Origin of the sequence: Tabrizicola sp. (genome assembly GCF_016793705.1) — a bacterium.
In the GTDB taxonomy this organism is placed as follows: Bacteria; Pseudomonadota; Alphaproteobacteria; order Rhodobacterales; family Rhodobacteraceae; genus Tabrizicola.
Genome location: NZ_JAEULO010000034.1, coordinates 1 through 15222, shown reverse-complemented (window position 1 = coordinate 15222; position 15222 = coordinate 1). Strand labels below are relative to the sequence as shown.

Here is a 15222-nt window from a genome sequence, read left to right as displayed (position 1 = left end):
GCCGTCCAGGGCCGTCAGTGACCCAGGATCTGGCTGAGGAACAGCTTGGTCCGCTCGCTCTTCGGGTTGTTGAAGAATTCCTTCGGCTCGTTCTGCTCGACGATCTGGCCCTGGTCCATGAAGATGACCCGGTTCGCCACGGCCTGCGCGAAGCCCATCTCGTGCGTGACGCAGAGCATGGTCATGCCTTCCTGCGCCAGCTCGATCATGGTGTCGAGCACTTCCTTGATCATCTCCGGGTCCAGCGCCGAGGTCGGCTCGTCGAAGAGCATGATCCTGGGCTTCATGCACAGAGACCGCGCGATGGCCACCCGCTGTTGCTGCCCGCCCGACAACTGGCCGGGATACTTGTGTGCCTGCTCCGGGATCTTGACCTTGCCCAGGAAGTACATCGCCGTTTCCTCGGCTTCCTTCTTCGGCACCTTGCGCACCCAGATCGGCGCCAGCGTCAGGTTCTCCAGAATCGTCAGATGCGGGAACAGGTTGAAATGCTGGAACACCATGCCCACTTCCGACCGCACCTTGTCGATGTTCTTCAGGTCGTTTGTCAGTTCCGTCCCGTCCACCACGATCTGCCCCTGCTGGTGTTCTTCCAGCCGGTTGATGCAGCGAATGAGCGTCGACTTGCCCGACCCAGACGGCCCGCAGATCACGATCCGCTCGCCTTTCATCACCGTCATGTTGATGTCGCGCAGGACATGGAACTGCCCGTACCACTTGTTCATGCTCGTGATCTGGATTGCGACCTCGTCCGAGACCTGCATTTTTGCTGCTTCTGCCATGATGTGCCCTTAGCGATGATCGGTCTTCAGCTTGCGTTCGAGATACATGGAGTATCGCGACATGCCGAAGCAGATGACAAAGAAGATGACGCCGACAAAGATGTAGGGCTCCCAGTAGATGCCCTTCCAGTTGATGTCGGCACGGACGATTTGAGTGACGCCCTTCAAGGGATCCATCAGGCCGACAAAGGCGACCAGCGTGGTGTCCTTGAAAAGCCCGATGAAGGTGGAGACGATGGCCGGAATCGACACCTTCAGCGCCTGCGGCAGGATGATCAGCCGCTGCGCCCGCCAGTAGTCCAGCCCCAGCGCATCCGCCGCCTCGTATTGCCCGCGCGGAAGCGCCGCCAGCCCACCCCTTATTACCTCGGCCAGGTAGGCGGCGGCGAAGAAGGTCACCAGGATGATCACTCGCAGGATGATGTCGAAGTTGGTGCCCGGCGGCAGGAAGTACTGCAACAGAAGCGAGGCGGTGAAGAGCAGCGTGATCAGCGGTACGCCCCGGATGAACTCGATGAAGCCAACCGACAGCGTCTTGACGATCAGCATGTCCGACTGGCGGCCTAGCGCCAAGAGGATGCCGATCGGAAGCGAGAAGGCGATGCCGGTCACGCCGATGACGATGGCCAGCAGGAAGCCGCCGAACTGGTCGGAGTTGATGGATTGCAGGGCGAAGGGCAGCACCCCTTGCACCACCGATACAACGGGACCCTCTGCGTAAAGCCACCAGAGCACAGCCACGACGATGCCGACTCCGGCGGCAGGCGCCAGCCCGATCATGGGCGAGGCCAGGCGGAAGACGGCGTAAAGCACACCGAACCCCGCCATCGCCACGATGGGCGACCAGACCGACCCGCCCCACAGAAGCCAGAAGCACAGCGCCGGATAGATCAGCGTGAACCAGAGGAGCCTGCCCGGCTGCATCTGCGCCAAGGCGAGCATCCCGAGCACAAGGGCGATGGCCAAGGCGAAGGGTACGCCCGGCGCTCCGGCGAGATAGAGCGTTATCAGCAGGAAGACCAGCACAGCGCCCAGAAGCACGGTCAGGCTGCGCTTCTGCCCGGCGAACAGCACCGGCGCCAGCGCGCCGAACAGCAGGCCGAAGGCGAGGATTGGCCGCCACCACTGGCTCGGCGGGTAGAAGCCGAACAGGAACTGGTGCCAGCGTTCGCGGATCATCGCCCAACAGGCGCCGGTCGCGCCCTCACCGGCGTTTGCTGCAACGATCTGTCGGCACTCGCCCAGCGACGAGGCGTTCCAGACCGAATTCAGCCACCAGGGCAGCGAGGAGGAGACCAGCCACCAGATCGCGACGACGCCGAGAACGGTCAGGGCGATGTTCAAGGGTGTCGAGAACAGGTTCTCGCGCAGCCATTTCACCGCGCCGCGTTCACCCACCGGGGGCGCGACGGGCGGCAGCATGGTGTCGCGGACGAAGGTGACGGTTTGGGCATGCGTCTCGCTCATCTCAGCGCGCCTTCAGCTGGACGGATTTGTTGTAGAGGTTCATCACCGTCGAGATCGACAGGCTGATCGTCAGATAGATCAGCATCATCAGCAACATGCATTCCAACTCGCGCCCGGTCTGGTTCAGCGTGATGCCCCCCAGCGTTCCGCGCAGGTCCAGATAGCTGACCGCGATCCCCAGTGAAGTGTTCTTGGTCAGGTTCAGGTACTGGCTGATCAGCGGCGGGATGATGACCCGCAGCGCCTGCGGCAGGATGATCAGACTCATTGTGCGGTTCGGGCGCAGGCCCAGCGCGAAGGCGGCCTCGCTCTGTCCACGGCTGATCGCCTGGATACCGGCCCGCACGATCTCGGCGATGAAGGCGGCAGTGTAGAGTGTCAGCGCGATCAGAAGCGCGGTGAAGCTGTGCGCGACCAGGATGCCGCCTGCGAAATTGAAGCCCTTGAGCTCCGGGATTTCCAGGTGGAACCCCATCGCCACCAGAAGCGCGATCACCGGGGCGAAGAGTACGAGTATCGACTTCCACCAGGTCACGGGTCGCAGACCCGTCGCCGCCTGCGCGGCGCGGGCGGAGGCGAGGATGCGGCGATTGACGAATACCGAACCGGCGATCACCGCGACCACGGCCCAGAAGGTCAAGTTCAGCGTCATGAAGCCGAGGTCGAGCGTACCCAACCCGCGCTCGAACAGCGGTGAGGGAATATTCGTCCCCCGGTTCGTCACGGCAACGGTGTCGAAGAGTATCATCGAAGCATTGGGCGCCTCGCCGGCAGCTTCCATCTCGTCGGTGACTCTGAAGTCCCTCGGCAAAGGGGTCACCTCAGACAGAATGACGTAGGACAGCAATATCCAAAGCAGAAGCGGCACGTTGCGGAAGGTCTCGACATAGATCGTCATCAAACGGCTGACGAGCCAGTTGTTCGACAGCCGCAACACGCCCACCACCACGCCCAGTATCGTGGCGAAGATGCAGCCCAGGAAGGCGACGACCAGCGTATTGATAAGGCCCACCAACAGCGCACGGAAATGCGTGCTGTCGTTGGTGTAAGGGATCAGCTGCTGACCGATGTCGTATCCGGCCCGCTGCCAGAGAAATGCGTAGTTGAACTCTTTTCCACGCGCCGCCAGGTTCTGCACCGTGTTGTTCAGAAGCCAGGCCACCGCCAGAGCGAACAGCACCAGCACGACCAGCTGGATCGTGTAGGATCGATATCGCGTATCGTAGATGAGCATCGAGAGCCGAAAGCCATCTTTCGGCACGTCCGTCGCCATTGCCATGGCTACCCCCTGTTTCCCGCAGTCGGCCCCGAGTTTCCGGTGGCAACGAGGTCGAGCCTCAGACTTTCAGGCCATAGTTTGAAAGAGAACGGGGGCGCCCGAAGGCACCCCCGAGAACCGATCAACGGAAGGGCGGAGCGTATTGCAGCCCACCCTGGGTCCACAGCGCGTTCAGGCCGCGGGCCAGGTTGATGGTGGTGCCTTCACCGATGTTGCGCGAGAAGATCTCACCATAGTTGCCGACGGCGGCGATGGCGTTCTTGAAGGCCGCGTTGTCAAGGCCGAACTTCGCGCCCATGTCACCCGAAGCGCCCAGGAGACGCTTCACCTCTTCATCGGTGGACGAGGCAAGCACTTCCTCGACGTTGTCCTTGGTGATCCCCTTCTCTTCGGCGATCAGAAGCGCGTAATAGGTCCAGCGCACCACATCGCCCCAGTTGTTGTCGCCATGACGGACGACCGGGCCCAGCGGCTCTTTCGAGATGATCTCCGGCAGGATGATGTGGTTGTCCGCATCCGGCATGGTCGCGCGGCTGGCGGCCAGACCCGAGGCGTCGGTGGTGTAGGCGTCGCAGGCACCGGCCAGATACTGCCGCTGCGCTTCCGAATCGTCGGCCACGGTGACGGGCTGGTAGGTGATGTTGTTCTGCTTGAAGAAGTCGGCCAGGTTCAGCTCGGTCGTGGTGCCGGTCTGGATGCAAACGGTAGCGCCGTCCAGTTCCTTGGCCGAGGAAACGCCGAGGTCCTTCTTCACCATGAAGCCCTGGCCGTCGTAGTAGTTGACGGCAACGAAATCCAGCGCCAGTTCGCTGTCGCGCGAGGCGGTCCAGGTCGAGTTGCGGGCCAGCATGTCGACCTCGCCCGATTGCAGCGCGGTAAAGCGGGTCTCGCCGGTGGTCGGGATGAACTTGACCTTGTTCGGGTCGCCCAGAACCGCCGCTGCCACGGCACGGCACAGGTCGACGTCGAAGCCTGACCAGTTGCCGCTGGCGTCCGGATTGCCGAAGCCGGTCAGGCCGGTGTTCGACCCGCACAGCAACTCGCCGCGCGCCTTGACGTCGTCAAGCGTGCCGGCCAGCGCCATTCCCGAGACCAGCGTGGTGGCCGCGAGAGCGCCGAAGAATACGGATTTTTTCATTCTTACCTCTTCCTGAGTAGACGGCCCTTCCGGGGCCTGTGTTCTTTTTCGGTGCGAATGGATCGCACCCTTGGGTTTTTGCAGGGGGCTTCACCCCCCACTGTCGCCAGTTTCGGCGAAAGCGCTTTTGTTGGTCAAGCGCGCACTGAGGATTTCCGGAAAAATGCCTGTTTTCGTTGGGTTACTTCGGTCAAACAGACATTCCATTCCCGGTTGCCCGCTCCTTGGGCAATAATGTTACCCACACAATCCGAAGAATCGGTCGGCCTGAAGGAAAGCCGCCTGTTTGCGCGCTGCGACTTCGGCTGCTTCCGCGTCTTCACCCCAGAGCGAAATCTGCCAGTCCTCGTCAATCCGCGATAGGGTCCAGGCCTCTCTGGCGGCCAGTCGACCCTCCGTCACGGCAAGACCCAGGACCAGTGAGCCCGAGAGGGCCACGAGGTCATGGAACGCCGAAAGCTGGAAGGGATCGAGCTCGCTCACCCGCCGGTGCAGGATCGCAAGGCTCTCTGGCGGCTGGTTGACATGCATAACCCCTGTCGTGACCAGCAGCGGCGCGCCCAGCGCCTGCGCGGCCCAATCCAGCAGCGGGTCCCAGGCCTCCGCCTGCCGCGCCACCAACTCGAGCGGGCCCTCGGCGCGATAGCACAGAAGGTCCGTCGCTCCATAGGCCGCCAGCATCGCCGCCACCTCGGCCGGTCGCGGCGAAACCTTGTCGATGGCCGAATTGGCAGTGCGGGTGAAGGGCATCGCCTCCGGGTCGACCCTGCCCTCCTGCGCCTGCCATTCCGCCGCCACCGCCTCGGCCAGTGCCCGTGTCGGCAGCACCAGCGGCGCCTTCAGCGGCGTGCGGACCGGGCGGGCGTCCAGATGCACGGTGAAGCCGGCCTCGACGGGAACGGCGGTCGCAGTTGTCCAGAAGCGGCGGGCCGACCAGCCGCTCACCGGATCACCTCGAACGGGTCGGCGGGGACGTCGTCTTCCTTCCAGTCCAAAAGCTTCCAGGTCCGCGACATATGCTCCGGCAGCGGCGCGGTGAAGGTCATCGGCTTCTTGGTGATCGGGTGCTCGATGGTCAGGCTGCGGGCATGGAGGTGCAGCTTCTTCGACAGCTCTCCCCCCGCCCCGGCGCCCCAGCCGTCGCCCAGGTTCTCGGTCTCGCTGCCTCCATACTTGCCGTCCCCGATGATCGGATGCCCGATCTCGGCCATATGCGCGCGCAACTGGTGGGTGCGGCCCGTCACCGGCTCCAGTGCCATCCAGGACAGGCGCGAGCCGAGGAACCACAGGGTGAAATAGTCGGTATGCGCCCGCTTCGCCTCCGGATGATCGGCCATCTTGGCGGGATGGACGCAGAGCATCTTCTCGCCCTCGCCCCCCCTTCCCCGGCCCGGCGCCTTCTCCAGCGCGAACTTGATGGAGCCCTGCTTGGGATGCGGCACCCCTGCGACGACCGCCCAGTAGATCTTGCGCGCCGCGCGGTGACGCAGCGCCTCGGACAGCGCCCGTGCCACCCGGTCGGTGCGCGCCAGCATCAGCACTCCGGACGTGTCCTTGTCCAGCCGGTGCACAAGCTTGGGCTTGTCCTTGTAGCCGAACTTCAAGGCCTCGGCCAAACCATCGACATGCCGGTCGCCCTGACCGGAGCCGCCCTGCGACGGCAGGCCTGCGGGCTTGTTCAGCACGATCAGATGCTCATCCTTGAACAGAATGGCCCCCTGGATCATCCGCGCATCCGCAGCCGAAACGCCCTGCACCCGCGCCTCGGTCCGCGGGGCGGCATCGGGCAGCGGCGGAACCCGCACCGTCTGGCCCGGAAGAACGCGGTCCGACGCTTTGACACGCCCGCTGTCGACCCGGATCTGCCCGGTCCGGCACAGTTTCTCGACGGCAACCTGGTTCAGCTGCGGGAATCGGCGGCGCAGCCATTTGTCCAGCCGCTGCTCGCCCTCATCCTCGGTCACCGTCAGCATCTGGACGCTCATGTCAGGCTCCGGGCTATGGCCACGCCAAGTGCTACGGCGATCAGGGAGAGCGCAACCGAGGCCAGGACATAGGCGGCAGCCTGCACCGGCTGTCCCTGCTGCATCAGCTTCAGCGTGTCCAGCGAGAAGGCCGAGAAGGTGGTAAAGCCGCCCATGACACCGGTCATCAGGAGCAACTGCCAGCCAACGCGGGCGTCGAGCAGGACGAAAAGCACCCCGATGGTAAGGCTGCCCAACACGTTGACCCCCGCCGTCCCCCAGGGTGCCCCCAAGGCTGCGATGAACAGGTAGCGCAGCACCGAGCCGATGGCACCACCAAGAGCGATGAGAGGAAGAGTCTGGGACATGGGTCTCGTTTGCGGCGGGAGGGTCTGATTGTCAATCCGGGGCCAGGGATTGCCTGCCTCCTGCCAGTCCTGCGTTGTCCGGGATCACCCGTCGTGGCGTTTGGACCGGAGCTTGGCGAAATACTCCACCCGCTTCTTCAGCTCGCGCTCAAACCCGCGTTCTGGCGGCAGATACCAGACCGGCCGCTTCATGCCCTCGGGGAAATAGTTCTGCCCCGAAAACCCGTCCTCGGCGTCGTGGTCATAGGCATAGCCAGCGCCATAGCCATGGTCCTTCATCATTCGCGTCGGCGCGTTCAGGATGTGCTTCGGTGGCATCAGGCTACCCGTCTCCCGCGCCGCCCCGCGCGCCGCCTTGTAGGCCGTATAGACCGCATTCGATTTCGGTGCGAGCGCCAGATAGACCACCGCCTGTGCCAGCGCCAGCTCCCCCTCGGGCGAACCCAGCCGCTCATAAGTCTGCCATCCGTCAAGACAGATCGCCTCGGCCTGCGGATCCGCCAGCCCGATGTCCTCCACCGCCATGCGGGTGATCCGCCGCGCCAGGAAGCGGGGGTCCTCACCGCCCTCCAGCATCCGGGCGAACCAGTAAAGGGCGGCATCCGGGTCCGACCCCCGCACCGATTTGTGCAAGGCACTGATCAGGTTGTAATGCTCATCCCCCGACTTGTCGTATTTCGCCGCCCGCCGCATCAGCCGCTGCGAAAGTTGGTCGCGGGTCAGCGTGCCCTCGACTTTCCAGGCCGCAACCTGCTCGATCAGGTTCAGAAGCGCCCGGCCGTCGCCATCAGCCATCTCCAGCATCGCCTCGCGCGCCTCGCCCTTCAGGGGCAGTGCCCGGCCCAGTTCCTTCTCTGCCCTTTGCGCCAGGCGCTCCAGGTCAGCCAGGGAAAGCCGCTCCAGCACAATGACTTGGCTTCGCGACAGAAGCGCTGCGTTCAGCTCGAAACTTGGGTTCTCGGTCGTCGCTCCGACCAGCAGGATCGTCCCGTCCTCCATATGCGGCAGGAAACCATCTTGCTGCGCCTTGTTGAAACGGTGAATCTCGTCGACGAAAAGCAGCGTCCCCTTGCCGTTCTGCCGACGAAGCTTCGCCGCGTCGAACACCTTCCGCAGTTCCGGCACTCCGGTGAAGATCGCGCTGACTTGCACGAAATGCAGATCGGTCTCATCGGCCAGCAAGCGCGCGATGGTTGTCTTGCCCACCCCCGGCGGACCCCAGAGGATCAGCGAGGACAGGGACCCCGCCGCCAGCATTGCGCCCAACGGGCCGTCGCGGGACAGGACCTTCTCCTGCCCGATCACCTCGGACAGCGATTTCGGCCGCAGCCTGTCGGCCAGCGGGCGGGGGCCACTGGGGCGAGACCCGGCGTCGGGCGTATCGAAGAGATCGGCCATCACTCTCCTTCAGGGCGACGGACGTCAGAGCATGGTGCATTCGACCGCGCGGCGCTTGCAGGACACGTCCTGCGCCACAGCCGCCGGGACCGAGCCCATCTCCGGCCCGGCGTCAATGCATCTTGGCAGCAAGGTTGATCGTGACGCAGACGCAATCCAGCCCGTCGAAATTCAGGATCGGCCCGGCGGGTTCGCATTCCAGGCCCACGCGGCGACCGATCCGTCGCGAGGCTTCCGGGATCAGCCCCAGGACCGTGGTCGCCCCCAGGTCTCGTGCGGCGTTCACCATTTCCTGGCGCAGTTGCAGTTGGACCCGCAGACGGATGGCCGCCGGAACCGCCTCGGACACGAAGACCCGGCTGCTTTCCCAGATGTGGTCCGCCACCGGGGCAGGCATGTCCAGCAGGTTGCTCGGGATGGTTTCCAGCAGGCCGCGCTGCGCGTCGCGGATCATGTAGCTGTAGATGCCGCAGCGGTGGGTCGTCGGTGTCAACCGGATGCCCGCCAGCACTTCGCCATTCTCATGCACCGCAACCCAGCGGCTGGCCGGAGTGTCGTACTGATCGAATTCCATGCCGTTCGATTGCGGCAGGTCCCACTTGTTGTGCTGGATGAAGGCGCGATGGCGCGCGCGGAACATGTTGGCGAACAACTCGCCGTGGTTATGCAGGTTCTCGTAAGAGAGGGTCGTGACTTCCATTTTCGTCTCCTTCTTTTGTCGTTCGACGGCCAGAGGAAGACCAGACACACTTCAGAGCAGACGGTATTCGCGCGCCTTTCTCAGAGCCTCCGCTGCGGTTCGAGCCTCAAGCCTGATTCGTGCCGAGTTCAGCCTTGCCTTGAAGGCACTTTCCGAGATCCCGAGTTTTGCCGCGGCAGCAGTGTGACGGTCCCCATTTGCAATGCATTGCAGCGCTTCGATTTGCGCTTTCGTCAGTTCCGAGGGTGGTTTCGCCGCGATATGCAGGCGCGCAGTGATATCGGCCAGACGTTCCATCTCTTCATCGGTGAACTCGCGGTCGTTCCGGGTGATCCCGGCCATCGAGCGCGACGTAATGGGGCCGTAGGAAGATACCGCGCCATAGCGCATGCCGTAGCTGGCGGCCTTCTTCAATAGATCGAACGGGTCCGGAAGCGGGATTTCGCTCCATCGGCGTGTTCCTGTGGTTCCAATCCCCCAGAAGATCACCGGATCCCTCAGATAGTAGGAGTGCGAATTGTAATACTCGACCCATGCTTCGGGGTAGCGACTGTGATAGATCAGCGGGCTGGCGAAGCGGATGTGCAGACCAACGGCATATCCCTGCGGCGCCAACTCTCCCAGTTCTTCGTAAAGCTCGGTCAATCGTTTACTCTGTGACATCGACACGGTTGTTCCCATCTAGTGTCATCTTCAACCTCAGGAACCAGTTTTCAAGCGTTACAGCAACTTATCATAGAGATTTGGGGCACCCGGGACAAAACGCCACCCCTTCAATGACCAAGGCCCGCCAGGTGGCGGGCCTTGAGTTACGGGATGCGTGCAACCGAAGGTCAGGCGTTTTCCGCCGATTCGGCCCGCGCATGGTCAGCAGCGCCCTTGGCCGAGGTATCGCGGTCGACGAATTCGATGATCGCCATCGGCGCCATGTCACCATAGCGGAACCCGGCTTTCAGGATGCGGACATAGCCGCCCTGACGGTCCTTGTAGCGCGGGCCGAGGATCTCGAACAGGCGCGCGACATGCTTGTCTTCCTTGAGCTGCGCGTCGGCCTGGCGACGGGCGTGCAGATCGCCGCGCTTGGCAAGCGTGATCAGCTTCTCGACGATCGGGCGCAGTTCCTTGGCTTTGGGCAGAGTCGTCTTGATCTGCTCATGCTCGATCAACGAGCCGGCCATGTTGGCGAACAGCGCCTTGCGGTGTTCGTGGGTACGGTTCAGGCGGCGGTAGCCGCGGGCGTGACGCATGATGGTCTCCTTACGTCTTTATACTTTGTGTTGCCGCCCGTGCGTGCGGTCGGCGTCGTTGGGGCGGGATTGCCCAGGGTTCCCCGGATCAGCCCGGGCATTTCGTAAGCCGGTCTGAAGCCCGGCCTACGTAGGTCGGGCTTCAGACCGACGCTTAGAATTGGTCCTCGAACCGTTTCGCCAGGTCCTCGATGTTCTCCGGCGGCCAGCTTTCGACGTCCATGCCAAGATGCAGGCCCATGCCCGAGAGCACTTCCTTGATCTCGTTCAGCGACTTGCGGCCGAAGTTCGGGGTGCGCAGCATTTCTGCTTCGGTCTTCTGGATCAGATCGCCGATATAGACGATGTTGTCGTTCTTCAGGCAGTTGGCCGAACGGACCGAAAGCTCCAGCTCGTCCACCTTCTTCAGCAGCAGCGGGTTGAACTCGAGCCCCGAGTCGATCTCGCCGACCTTGGCCGATTCCGGTTCCTCGAAGTTGACGAAGATCGACAGCTGGTCCTGCAGGATGCGCGCGGCATAGGCCACCGCGTCGTCCGGCGTCAGGCTGCCATCCGTCTCGATCCGCATCGTCAGCTTGTCATAGTCCAGCACCTGGCCCTCGCGGGTCGGGGTGACTTCATACGACACCTTCTTCACCGGCGAATAGATCGCGTCGATCGGGATCAGACCAATCGGCGCATCTTCCGGGCGGTTCTTGTCGGCCGAGACATAGCCCTTGCCGGTGTTCACGGTCAGCTCCATGAACACGTCGGCGCCTTCGTCCAGGTGGCAGATCACGTGGTCCTTGTTCAGGACCTCGATGCCGTTCGATTCCGAGATCTCGCCCGCCGTCACCACGCCCGGCCCCTTGGCCGAGATCGACAGCCGCTTCGGCCCGTCCACATCCATCTTGATGCTGACGCCCTTCAGGTTCAGGACGATGTCGGTCACATCCTCGCGGACACCGGCGACCGACGAGAACTCGTGCAGCACGTTGTCGATCTGGACGGAGGTGATCGCCCCCCCCTGCAGCGAGGACATCAGCACGCGGCGCAGCGCGTTGCCCAGCGTCAGGCCGAAGCCACGCTCCAGGGGCTCGGCGATGACCGTCGCGACGCGGGCGGCATCGGCCCCCGGACGCACGACCAGCTGCGTCGGCTTGATGAGTTCCTGCCAGTTCTTGTGGATCATTCTGAAGCCCCTATTCTTGTCCGCTGCCGATGTCCGAAAGCTGGCGGACGCCCGAGGATCGTAAACGACGAAAACCGGGCCGTGAGGGAACATCCCCCACGGCCCGGCCGAAATCAGTGCCTTAGACGCGGCGGCGCTTCGGCGGGCGGCAACCGTTGTGCGCCAGCGGGGTCACGTCGCGGATCGAGGTGATCTGGAAGCCAACGGCCGCCAGGGCGCGCAGCGCCGATTCACGGCCCGAACCCGGGCCCTGCACTTCGACTTCCAGCGTGCGGACGCCATGTTCCTGCGCCTTGCGGCCCGCGTCTTCGGCAGCCATCTGGGCGGCATAGGGCGTCGACTTGCGCGAGCCCTTGAAGCCCATGGTGCCCGAAGACGACCACGAGATCGCGTTGCCCTGGACGTCCGAGATCAGGATCTTGGTGTTGTTGAACGACGAGTTCACATGCGCCACGCCGGCGGCGATGTTCTTGCGTTCTTTTTTCTTCGTGCGGGCGGTCTTGGTATCACGTGCCATATCTCAAGACCCCTTATTTCTTCTTGCCGGCAATGGCCTTCGCGGGGCCTTTGCGGGTGCGGGCGTTGGTGTGCGTGCGCTGGCCGCGAACCGGCAGGCCCTTGCGGTGACGCAGGCCACGGTAGCAGCCAAGGTCCATCAGACGCTTGATGTTCATCGTGACTTCGCGGCGCAGGTCGCCCTCGACGGTCAGGTTCGCGTCGATGTACTCGCGGATCGCCAGAACCTCGCTGTCGGTCAGCTGGTTCACCCGGCGGGCGCGGTCGATCTTCAGCGCCTCGCAGATTGTTTCGGCCGTGGTCGGCCCGATCCCGGTGATGTAGGTCAGCGCGATCGGAACCCGTTTCGCGGTCGGAATGTTGACGCCAGCAATACGTGCCAAACGTGTCGTCCTTCTTCGGTTGCGGTTCCGTAGTGCCAGAACCTTTTTTCACAACACCGCACGGGCTGTTCACCCGGCGATACGAACTTCCAATATGGAAGGCCCGCAAGGCGATTCCACCGCGGGACGCCGTGCATTAGGGGCTTTTCCCGGGGCCGTCAAGGCCGCGAGATCAGTTTTTCAGGCTTTGTCAAGAACCTTGGCGATGGCCTCGGCAACGGCCTCCACCTCGGCCAGACCGTCGACGGCGGAAAGCTGCCCCTTGGCGTAGTAATAGCCGATCAAAGGCGAGGTCTTCTTGTAATATTCCATCAACCGGGTCTTGAGGGTTTCCTCGTTGTCGTCGGCCCGCCGCTTCAGGTTCGTACTGCCGCAAACGTCGCAGGTGCCCGCAACCTTCGTCGGGTGGGTGACATCGTGATAGACCGCCCCGCAGTTGCCGCAGGTGAAGCGGCCGGTGATCCGCGCGACCAGGGCTGCATCGTCGACCTGCATCTCGATGACGCTGTCCAGCGTCGCACCCGTGCGGGTCATCAGTTCGCCCAACGCATCGGCCTGATTCAGCGTGCGCGGGAAGCCATCGAAGATGAAGCCGCCCCGGGCGCCGTCTTTCATCTTCGCCTCGATCAGGCCGATGACGATTTCGTCGGTCACCAGCTCGCCCCGCGCCATGATGCCTTCGACGCGGCGGCCCAGCTCGGTGCCCTTGGCGATGGCCTCCTTCAGCATGTCGCCGGTGGAAAGCTGCACCATGCCGCGCGACTCTTCCAGCCGTTTGGCCTGCGTTCCCTTGCCCGCGCCTGGCGGCCCCAGAAGGATGATGTTCGGCATCTGGGTCAGCGCCGCGCCGGGGCCTTCGGCGCCGATTTGGCGCCCGGCTTCTTGCGACCGCGGAGCTGCGATTTCTCGATCAGCGCCTCGTACTGGTGCGCCAGAAGATGCGACTGGACCTGCTGGATGGTGTCCATCGTGACCGAGACCACGATCAGCACCGAAGTGCCGCCGAAGTAGAACGGGATGCCGACGCGGCTGATCAGGATTTCGGGCAGCAGGCAGACCGCCGCCAGATAGGCCGAGCCCAGGACCAGGACGCGGTTCACCACGTATTCCAGATATTCCTCGGTCTTCTTGCCGGGACGGATCCCGGGGACCGAGGCGTTCTGGTTCTTCAGGTTCTCGGCCACGTCATCGACCTTGAACGAGACGTTCAGCGTGTAGAAATAGGCGAAGAACACGATCATCGCCGCCAGGAACACCAGGTGCAGCGGCTGGCCATAGCCTAGGTTCGCGGCGAGCCACGAAAGCACCGGGTTGGTCCCGCCGCCCGAGAAGGTGCTGACCGTGGTCGGCAGAAGCAGGATGGACGAGGCGAAGATCGCCGGAATCACCCCCGCCGGATTGACCTTGATCGGCAGGTGCGACGACCCGCCCTCATAGACCTTCATCCCGACCTGACGACGGGGATAGAGGATGGAGATCTTGCGCAGCGCCCGTTCCATGAACACGACGAAGGCGATGACGACGATCACCATCAGGATCACCCCCAGGATCACCGGGGTCGACAGCGCGCCGGAGCGGCCCTGTTCGAAGAACTGCACGAGGGCGGCGGGAATTTCCGCCACGATACCGACGAAGATGATCAGCGAGATGCCGTTGCCGATGCCGCGCGCAGTGATCTGCTCGCCCAGCCACATCAGGAACATCGTGCCGCCGACCAGCGTGATGACACAGGAGGCGATGAAGAACAGACCCGGGTTGTGGGCCAGCCCACCGCCCTGGATCGACATGGCGATGCCGTAGCCCTGCATGATGGCCAACGCCACCGTGCCGTAGCGGGTGAACTGGTTCAGCTTCTTGCGGCCCTGCTCGCCCTCTTTCTTCAGTTGCTGCCAGGGGCCGTACATCGTCGAGAGAAGCTGCACGATGATCGAGGCGCTGATGTAGGGCATGATCCCCAGCGCGAAGATCCCCATCCGCTTGACGGCGCCACCGGTGAACAGGTTCAGCATCCCGCCGATGCCCTGGCCCGCCCGCTCCATGAACTGACGCAGCGCCTCGCCGTCGATGCCAGGAACCGGGATATAGGTGCCGAGCCGGTAGACGATCAGGAGGCCGATCGTGAAGAGGATGCGTTGGCGCAGGTCGGTCGCCTTGCCGAGCATGCCCCAGCTTAGGTTCGCCGCCATTTGCTCTGCAGCAGATGCCATGTCAGGTCTCTTTCAAGCCAAGCGCCGCCGGACCGTTCTCCGGTTCGGCGGCGCGGGAAAACTGGAAGCTGATGTAAGCGACGACGTGGCCGCTCACAATCCCTTATTCAGCCGCAGCCGCGACCGGGGCCAACAGCGTGATCTTGCCGCCGGCCTTTTCCACCGCTTCCACGGCCGAGGCCGAGGCGCCGGTGACGGCCAGATTGACCTTGGACTTCAGCTCGCCCTTGGCCAGCACACGGATGCCATCGCGCTTGTTCGAGGTCACGCCCGCCGCGACCAGCGCGTCTTCGGTGATCTCTTCCTTGGCGTTCAGCTTGCCGGCGGCGATGAACTTCTCGATCAGGCCCAGGTTGACCACCGAGTAGTGCAGCTTGTTCGGCTTGGTGAAGCCGCGCTTCGGCAGGCGGCGGTAGAGCGGCATCTGGCCGCCTTCGTAGCCACCCAGGGCGACGCCCGAACGGGACTTCTGGCCCTTGATCCCGCGCCCGGCGGTCTTGCCCTTGCCCGAACCCGGGCCGCGCGCCACGCGCTTCTTCTTCTTCGCCGCGCCTTCGTTGTCGGCGAGTTCATGCAGTTTCATGTCGCTTCTCCTTGCCGGA

17 protein-coding genes are annotated in these 15222 nt (G+C 63.6%); all 17 read right to left on the bottom strand.

Annotated elements, in window-relative coordinates:
* Positions 1–14 precede the first annotated feature (14 nt).
* The 17 genes from JNJ68_RS07210 to rplO all read right to left on the bottom strand — a co-directional run bounded on the left by JNJ68_RS07210 (position 15) and on the right by rplO (position 15203).
* Entirely contained in the window at positions 15–782 is a 768-nt protein-coding gene (locus JNJ68_RS07210; RefSeq protein ID WP_294980767.1) for an amino acid ABC transporter ATP-binding protein, read from the bottom strand.
* Between the two features lie 9 nt (positions 783–791).
* Positions 792–2249 (bottom strand): amino acid ABC transporter permease, encoded by a 1458-nt coding sequence (locus JNJ68_RS07205; protein WP_294980765.1) that lies wholly within the window; start codon positions 2247–2249, stop codon positions 792–794.
* Between the two features lies 1 nt (position 2250).
* Positions 2251–3528 (bottom strand): ABC transporter permease subunit, encoded by a 1278-nt coding sequence (locus tag JNJ68_RS07200; protein ID WP_294980762.1) that lies wholly within the window; start codon positions 3526–3528, stop codon positions 2251–2253.
* 121 nt (positions 3529–3649) lie between these two features.
* Positions 3650–4666, bottom strand: coding sequence for an amino acid ABC transporter substrate-binding protein (locus tag JNJ68_RS07195; RefSeq protein ID WP_294980759.1), 1017 nt, complete (start codon positions 4664–4666; stop codon positions 3650–3652).
* A gap of 237 nt (positions 4667–4903) precedes the next feature.
* Positions 4904–5611, bottom strand: coding sequence for an ATP12 family protein (locus JNJ68_RS07190; RefSeq protein ID WP_294980757.1), 708 nt, complete (start codon positions 5609–5611; stop codon positions 4904–4906).
* Positions 5608–6651 carry an RluA family pseudouridine synthase gene (locus tag JNJ68_RS07185; protein WP_294980753.1) on the bottom strand — a complete coding sequence of 348 codons (1044 nt, stop codon included), beginning with the start codon at positions 6649–6651 and terminating at the stop codon, positions 5608–5610. The genes JNJ68_RS07190 and JNJ68_RS07185 overlap by 4 nt, the downstream gene beginning before the upstream one ends.
* The gene (crcB, locus tag JNJ68_RS07180; RefSeq protein WP_294980749.1) at positions 6648–6998 is read right to left on the bottom strand and encodes a fluoride efflux transporter CrcB; all 351 of its coding nucleotides are present in this window, start codon (positions 6996–6998) and stop codon (positions 6648–6650) included. The genes JNJ68_RS07185 and crcB overlap by 4 nt, the downstream gene beginning before the upstream one ends.
* Positions 6999–7082: 84 nt before the next feature.
* Positions 7083–8396, bottom strand: a complete 1314-nt coding sequence (locus JNJ68_RS07175) for a replication-associated recombination protein A (protein WP_294980747.1) — start codon at positions 8394–8396, stop codon at positions 7083–7085.
* A 112-nt stretch (positions 8397–8508) separates the two neighbouring features.
* Entirely contained in the window at positions 8509–9096 is a 588-nt protein-coding gene (locus JNJ68_RS07170; protein ID WP_294980744.1) for an acyl-homoserine-lactone synthase, read from the bottom strand.
* A 51-nt stretch (positions 9097–9147) separates the two neighbouring features.
* Complete coding sequence (locus JNJ68_RS07165; protein ID WP_294980741.1) at positions 9148–9777, bottom strand: autoinducer binding domain-containing protein; 630 nt, start codon at positions 9775–9777, stop codon at positions 9148–9150.
* Positions 9778–9929: 152 nt separating this feature from the next.
* Complete coding sequence (rplQ, locus tag JNJ68_RS07160) at positions 9930–10343, bottom strand: 50S ribosomal protein L17 (RefSeq protein WP_294980738.1); 414 nt, start codon at positions 10341–10343, stop codon at positions 9930–9932.
* A gap of 154 nt (positions 10344–10497) precedes the next feature.
* Positions 10498–11514, bottom strand: coding sequence for a DNA-directed RNA polymerase subunit alpha (locus JNJ68_RS07155; protein ID WP_294980735.1), 1017 nt, complete (start codon positions 11512–11514; stop codon positions 10498–10500).
* A 121-nt stretch (positions 11515–11635) separates the two neighbouring features.
* Positions 11636–12031, bottom strand: a complete 396-nt coding sequence (rpsK, locus tag JNJ68_RS07150) for a 30S ribosomal protein S11 (RefSeq protein ID WP_137110207.1) — start codon at positions 12029–12031, stop codon at positions 11636–11638.
* A gap of 13 nt (positions 12032–12044) precedes the next feature.
* Positions 12045–12413, bottom strand: a complete 369-nt coding sequence (gene rpsM, locus JNJ68_RS07145; RefSeq protein WP_294980730.1) for a 30S ribosomal protein S13 — start codon at positions 12411–12413, stop codon at positions 12045–12047.
* Between the two features lie 180 nt (positions 12414–12593).
* A complete protein-coding gene (locus JNJ68_RS07140; RefSeq protein WP_294980727.1) occupies positions 12594–13244 on the bottom strand; it encodes an adenylate kinase in 651 nt (216 codons plus the stop codon).
* Between the two features lie 5 nt (positions 13245–13249).
* Positions 13250–14620 (bottom strand): preprotein translocase subunit SecY, encoded by a 1371-nt coding sequence (gene secY, locus JNJ68_RS07135; RefSeq protein ID WP_294980724.1) that lies wholly within the window; start codon positions 14618–14620, stop codon positions 13250–13252.
* Positions 14621–14723: 103 nt separating this feature from the next.
* The gene (rplO, locus tag JNJ68_RS07130; protein ID WP_294980721.1) at positions 14724–15203 is read right to left on the bottom strand and encodes a 50S ribosomal protein L15; all 480 of its coding nucleotides are present in this window, start codon (positions 15201–15203) and stop codon (positions 14724–14726) included.
* Between the last annotated feature and the right edge of the window lie 19 nt (positions 15204–15222).

Excerpts from the sequence above, each read along its gene's own strand:
- JNJ68_RS07170 (WP_294980744.1), bottom strand. The coding sequence starts at position 9,096 with ATGGAAGTCACGACCCTCTCTTACGAGAACCTGCATAACCACGGCGAG.
- JNJ68_RS07140 (WP_294980727.1), bottom strand. The coding sequence starts at position 13,244 with ATGCCGAACATCATCCTTCTGGGGCCGCCAGGCGCGGGCAAGGGAACG.
- crcB (WP_294980749.1), bottom strand. The coding sequence starts at position 6,998 with ATGTCCCAGACTCTTCCTCTCATCGCTCTTGGTGGTGCCATCGGCTCG.
- secY (WP_294980724.1), bottom strand. The coding sequence starts at position 14,620 with ATGGCATCTGCTGCAGAGCAAATGGCGGCGAACCTAAGCTGGGGCATG.
- JNJ68_RS07175 (WP_294980747.1), bottom strand. The coding sequence starts at position 8,396 with ATGGCCGATCTCTTCGATACGCCCGACGCCGGGTCTCGCCCCAGTGGC.
- rplO (WP_294980721.1), bottom strand. The coding sequence starts at position 15,203 with ATGAAACTGCATGAACTCGCCGACAACGAAGGCGCGGCGAAGAAGAAG.
- JNJ68_RS07205 (WP_294980765.1), bottom strand. The coding sequence starts at position 2,249 with ATGAGCGAGACGCATGCCCAAACCGTCACCTTCGTCCGCGACACCATG.
- rpsK (WP_137110207.1), bottom strand. The coding sequence starts at position 12,031 with ATGGCACGTGATACCAAGACCGCCCGCACGAAGAAAAAAGAACGCAAG.
- JNJ68_RS07155 (WP_294980735.1), bottom strand. The coding sequence starts at position 11,514 with ATGATCCACAAGAACTGGCAGGAACTCATCAAGCCGACGCAGCTGGTC.
- JNJ68_RS07195 (WP_294980759.1), bottom strand. The coding sequence starts at position 4,666 with ATGAAAAAATCCGTATTCTTCGGCGCTCTCGCGGCCACCACGCTGGTC.
- JNJ68_RS07210 (WP_294980767.1), bottom strand. The coding sequence starts at position 782 with ATGGCAGAAGCAGCAAAAATGCAGGTCTCGGACGAGGTCGCAATCCAG.
- JNJ68_RS07165 (WP_294980741.1), bottom strand. The coding sequence starts at position 9,777 with ATGGGAACAACCGTGTCGATGTCACAGAGTAAACGATTGACCGAGCTT.
- JNJ68_RS07200 (WP_294980762.1), bottom strand. The coding sequence starts at position 3,528 with ATGGCAATGGCGACGGACGTGCCGAAAGATGGCTTTCGGCTCTCGATG.
- rplQ (WP_294980738.1), bottom strand. The coding sequence starts at position 10,343 with ATGCGTCACGCCCGCGGCTACCGCCGCCTGAACCGTACCCACGAACAC.
- JNJ68_RS07185 (WP_294980753.1), bottom strand. The coding sequence starts at position 6,651 with ATGAGCGTCCAGATGCTGACGGTGACCGAGGATGAGGGCGAGCAGCGG.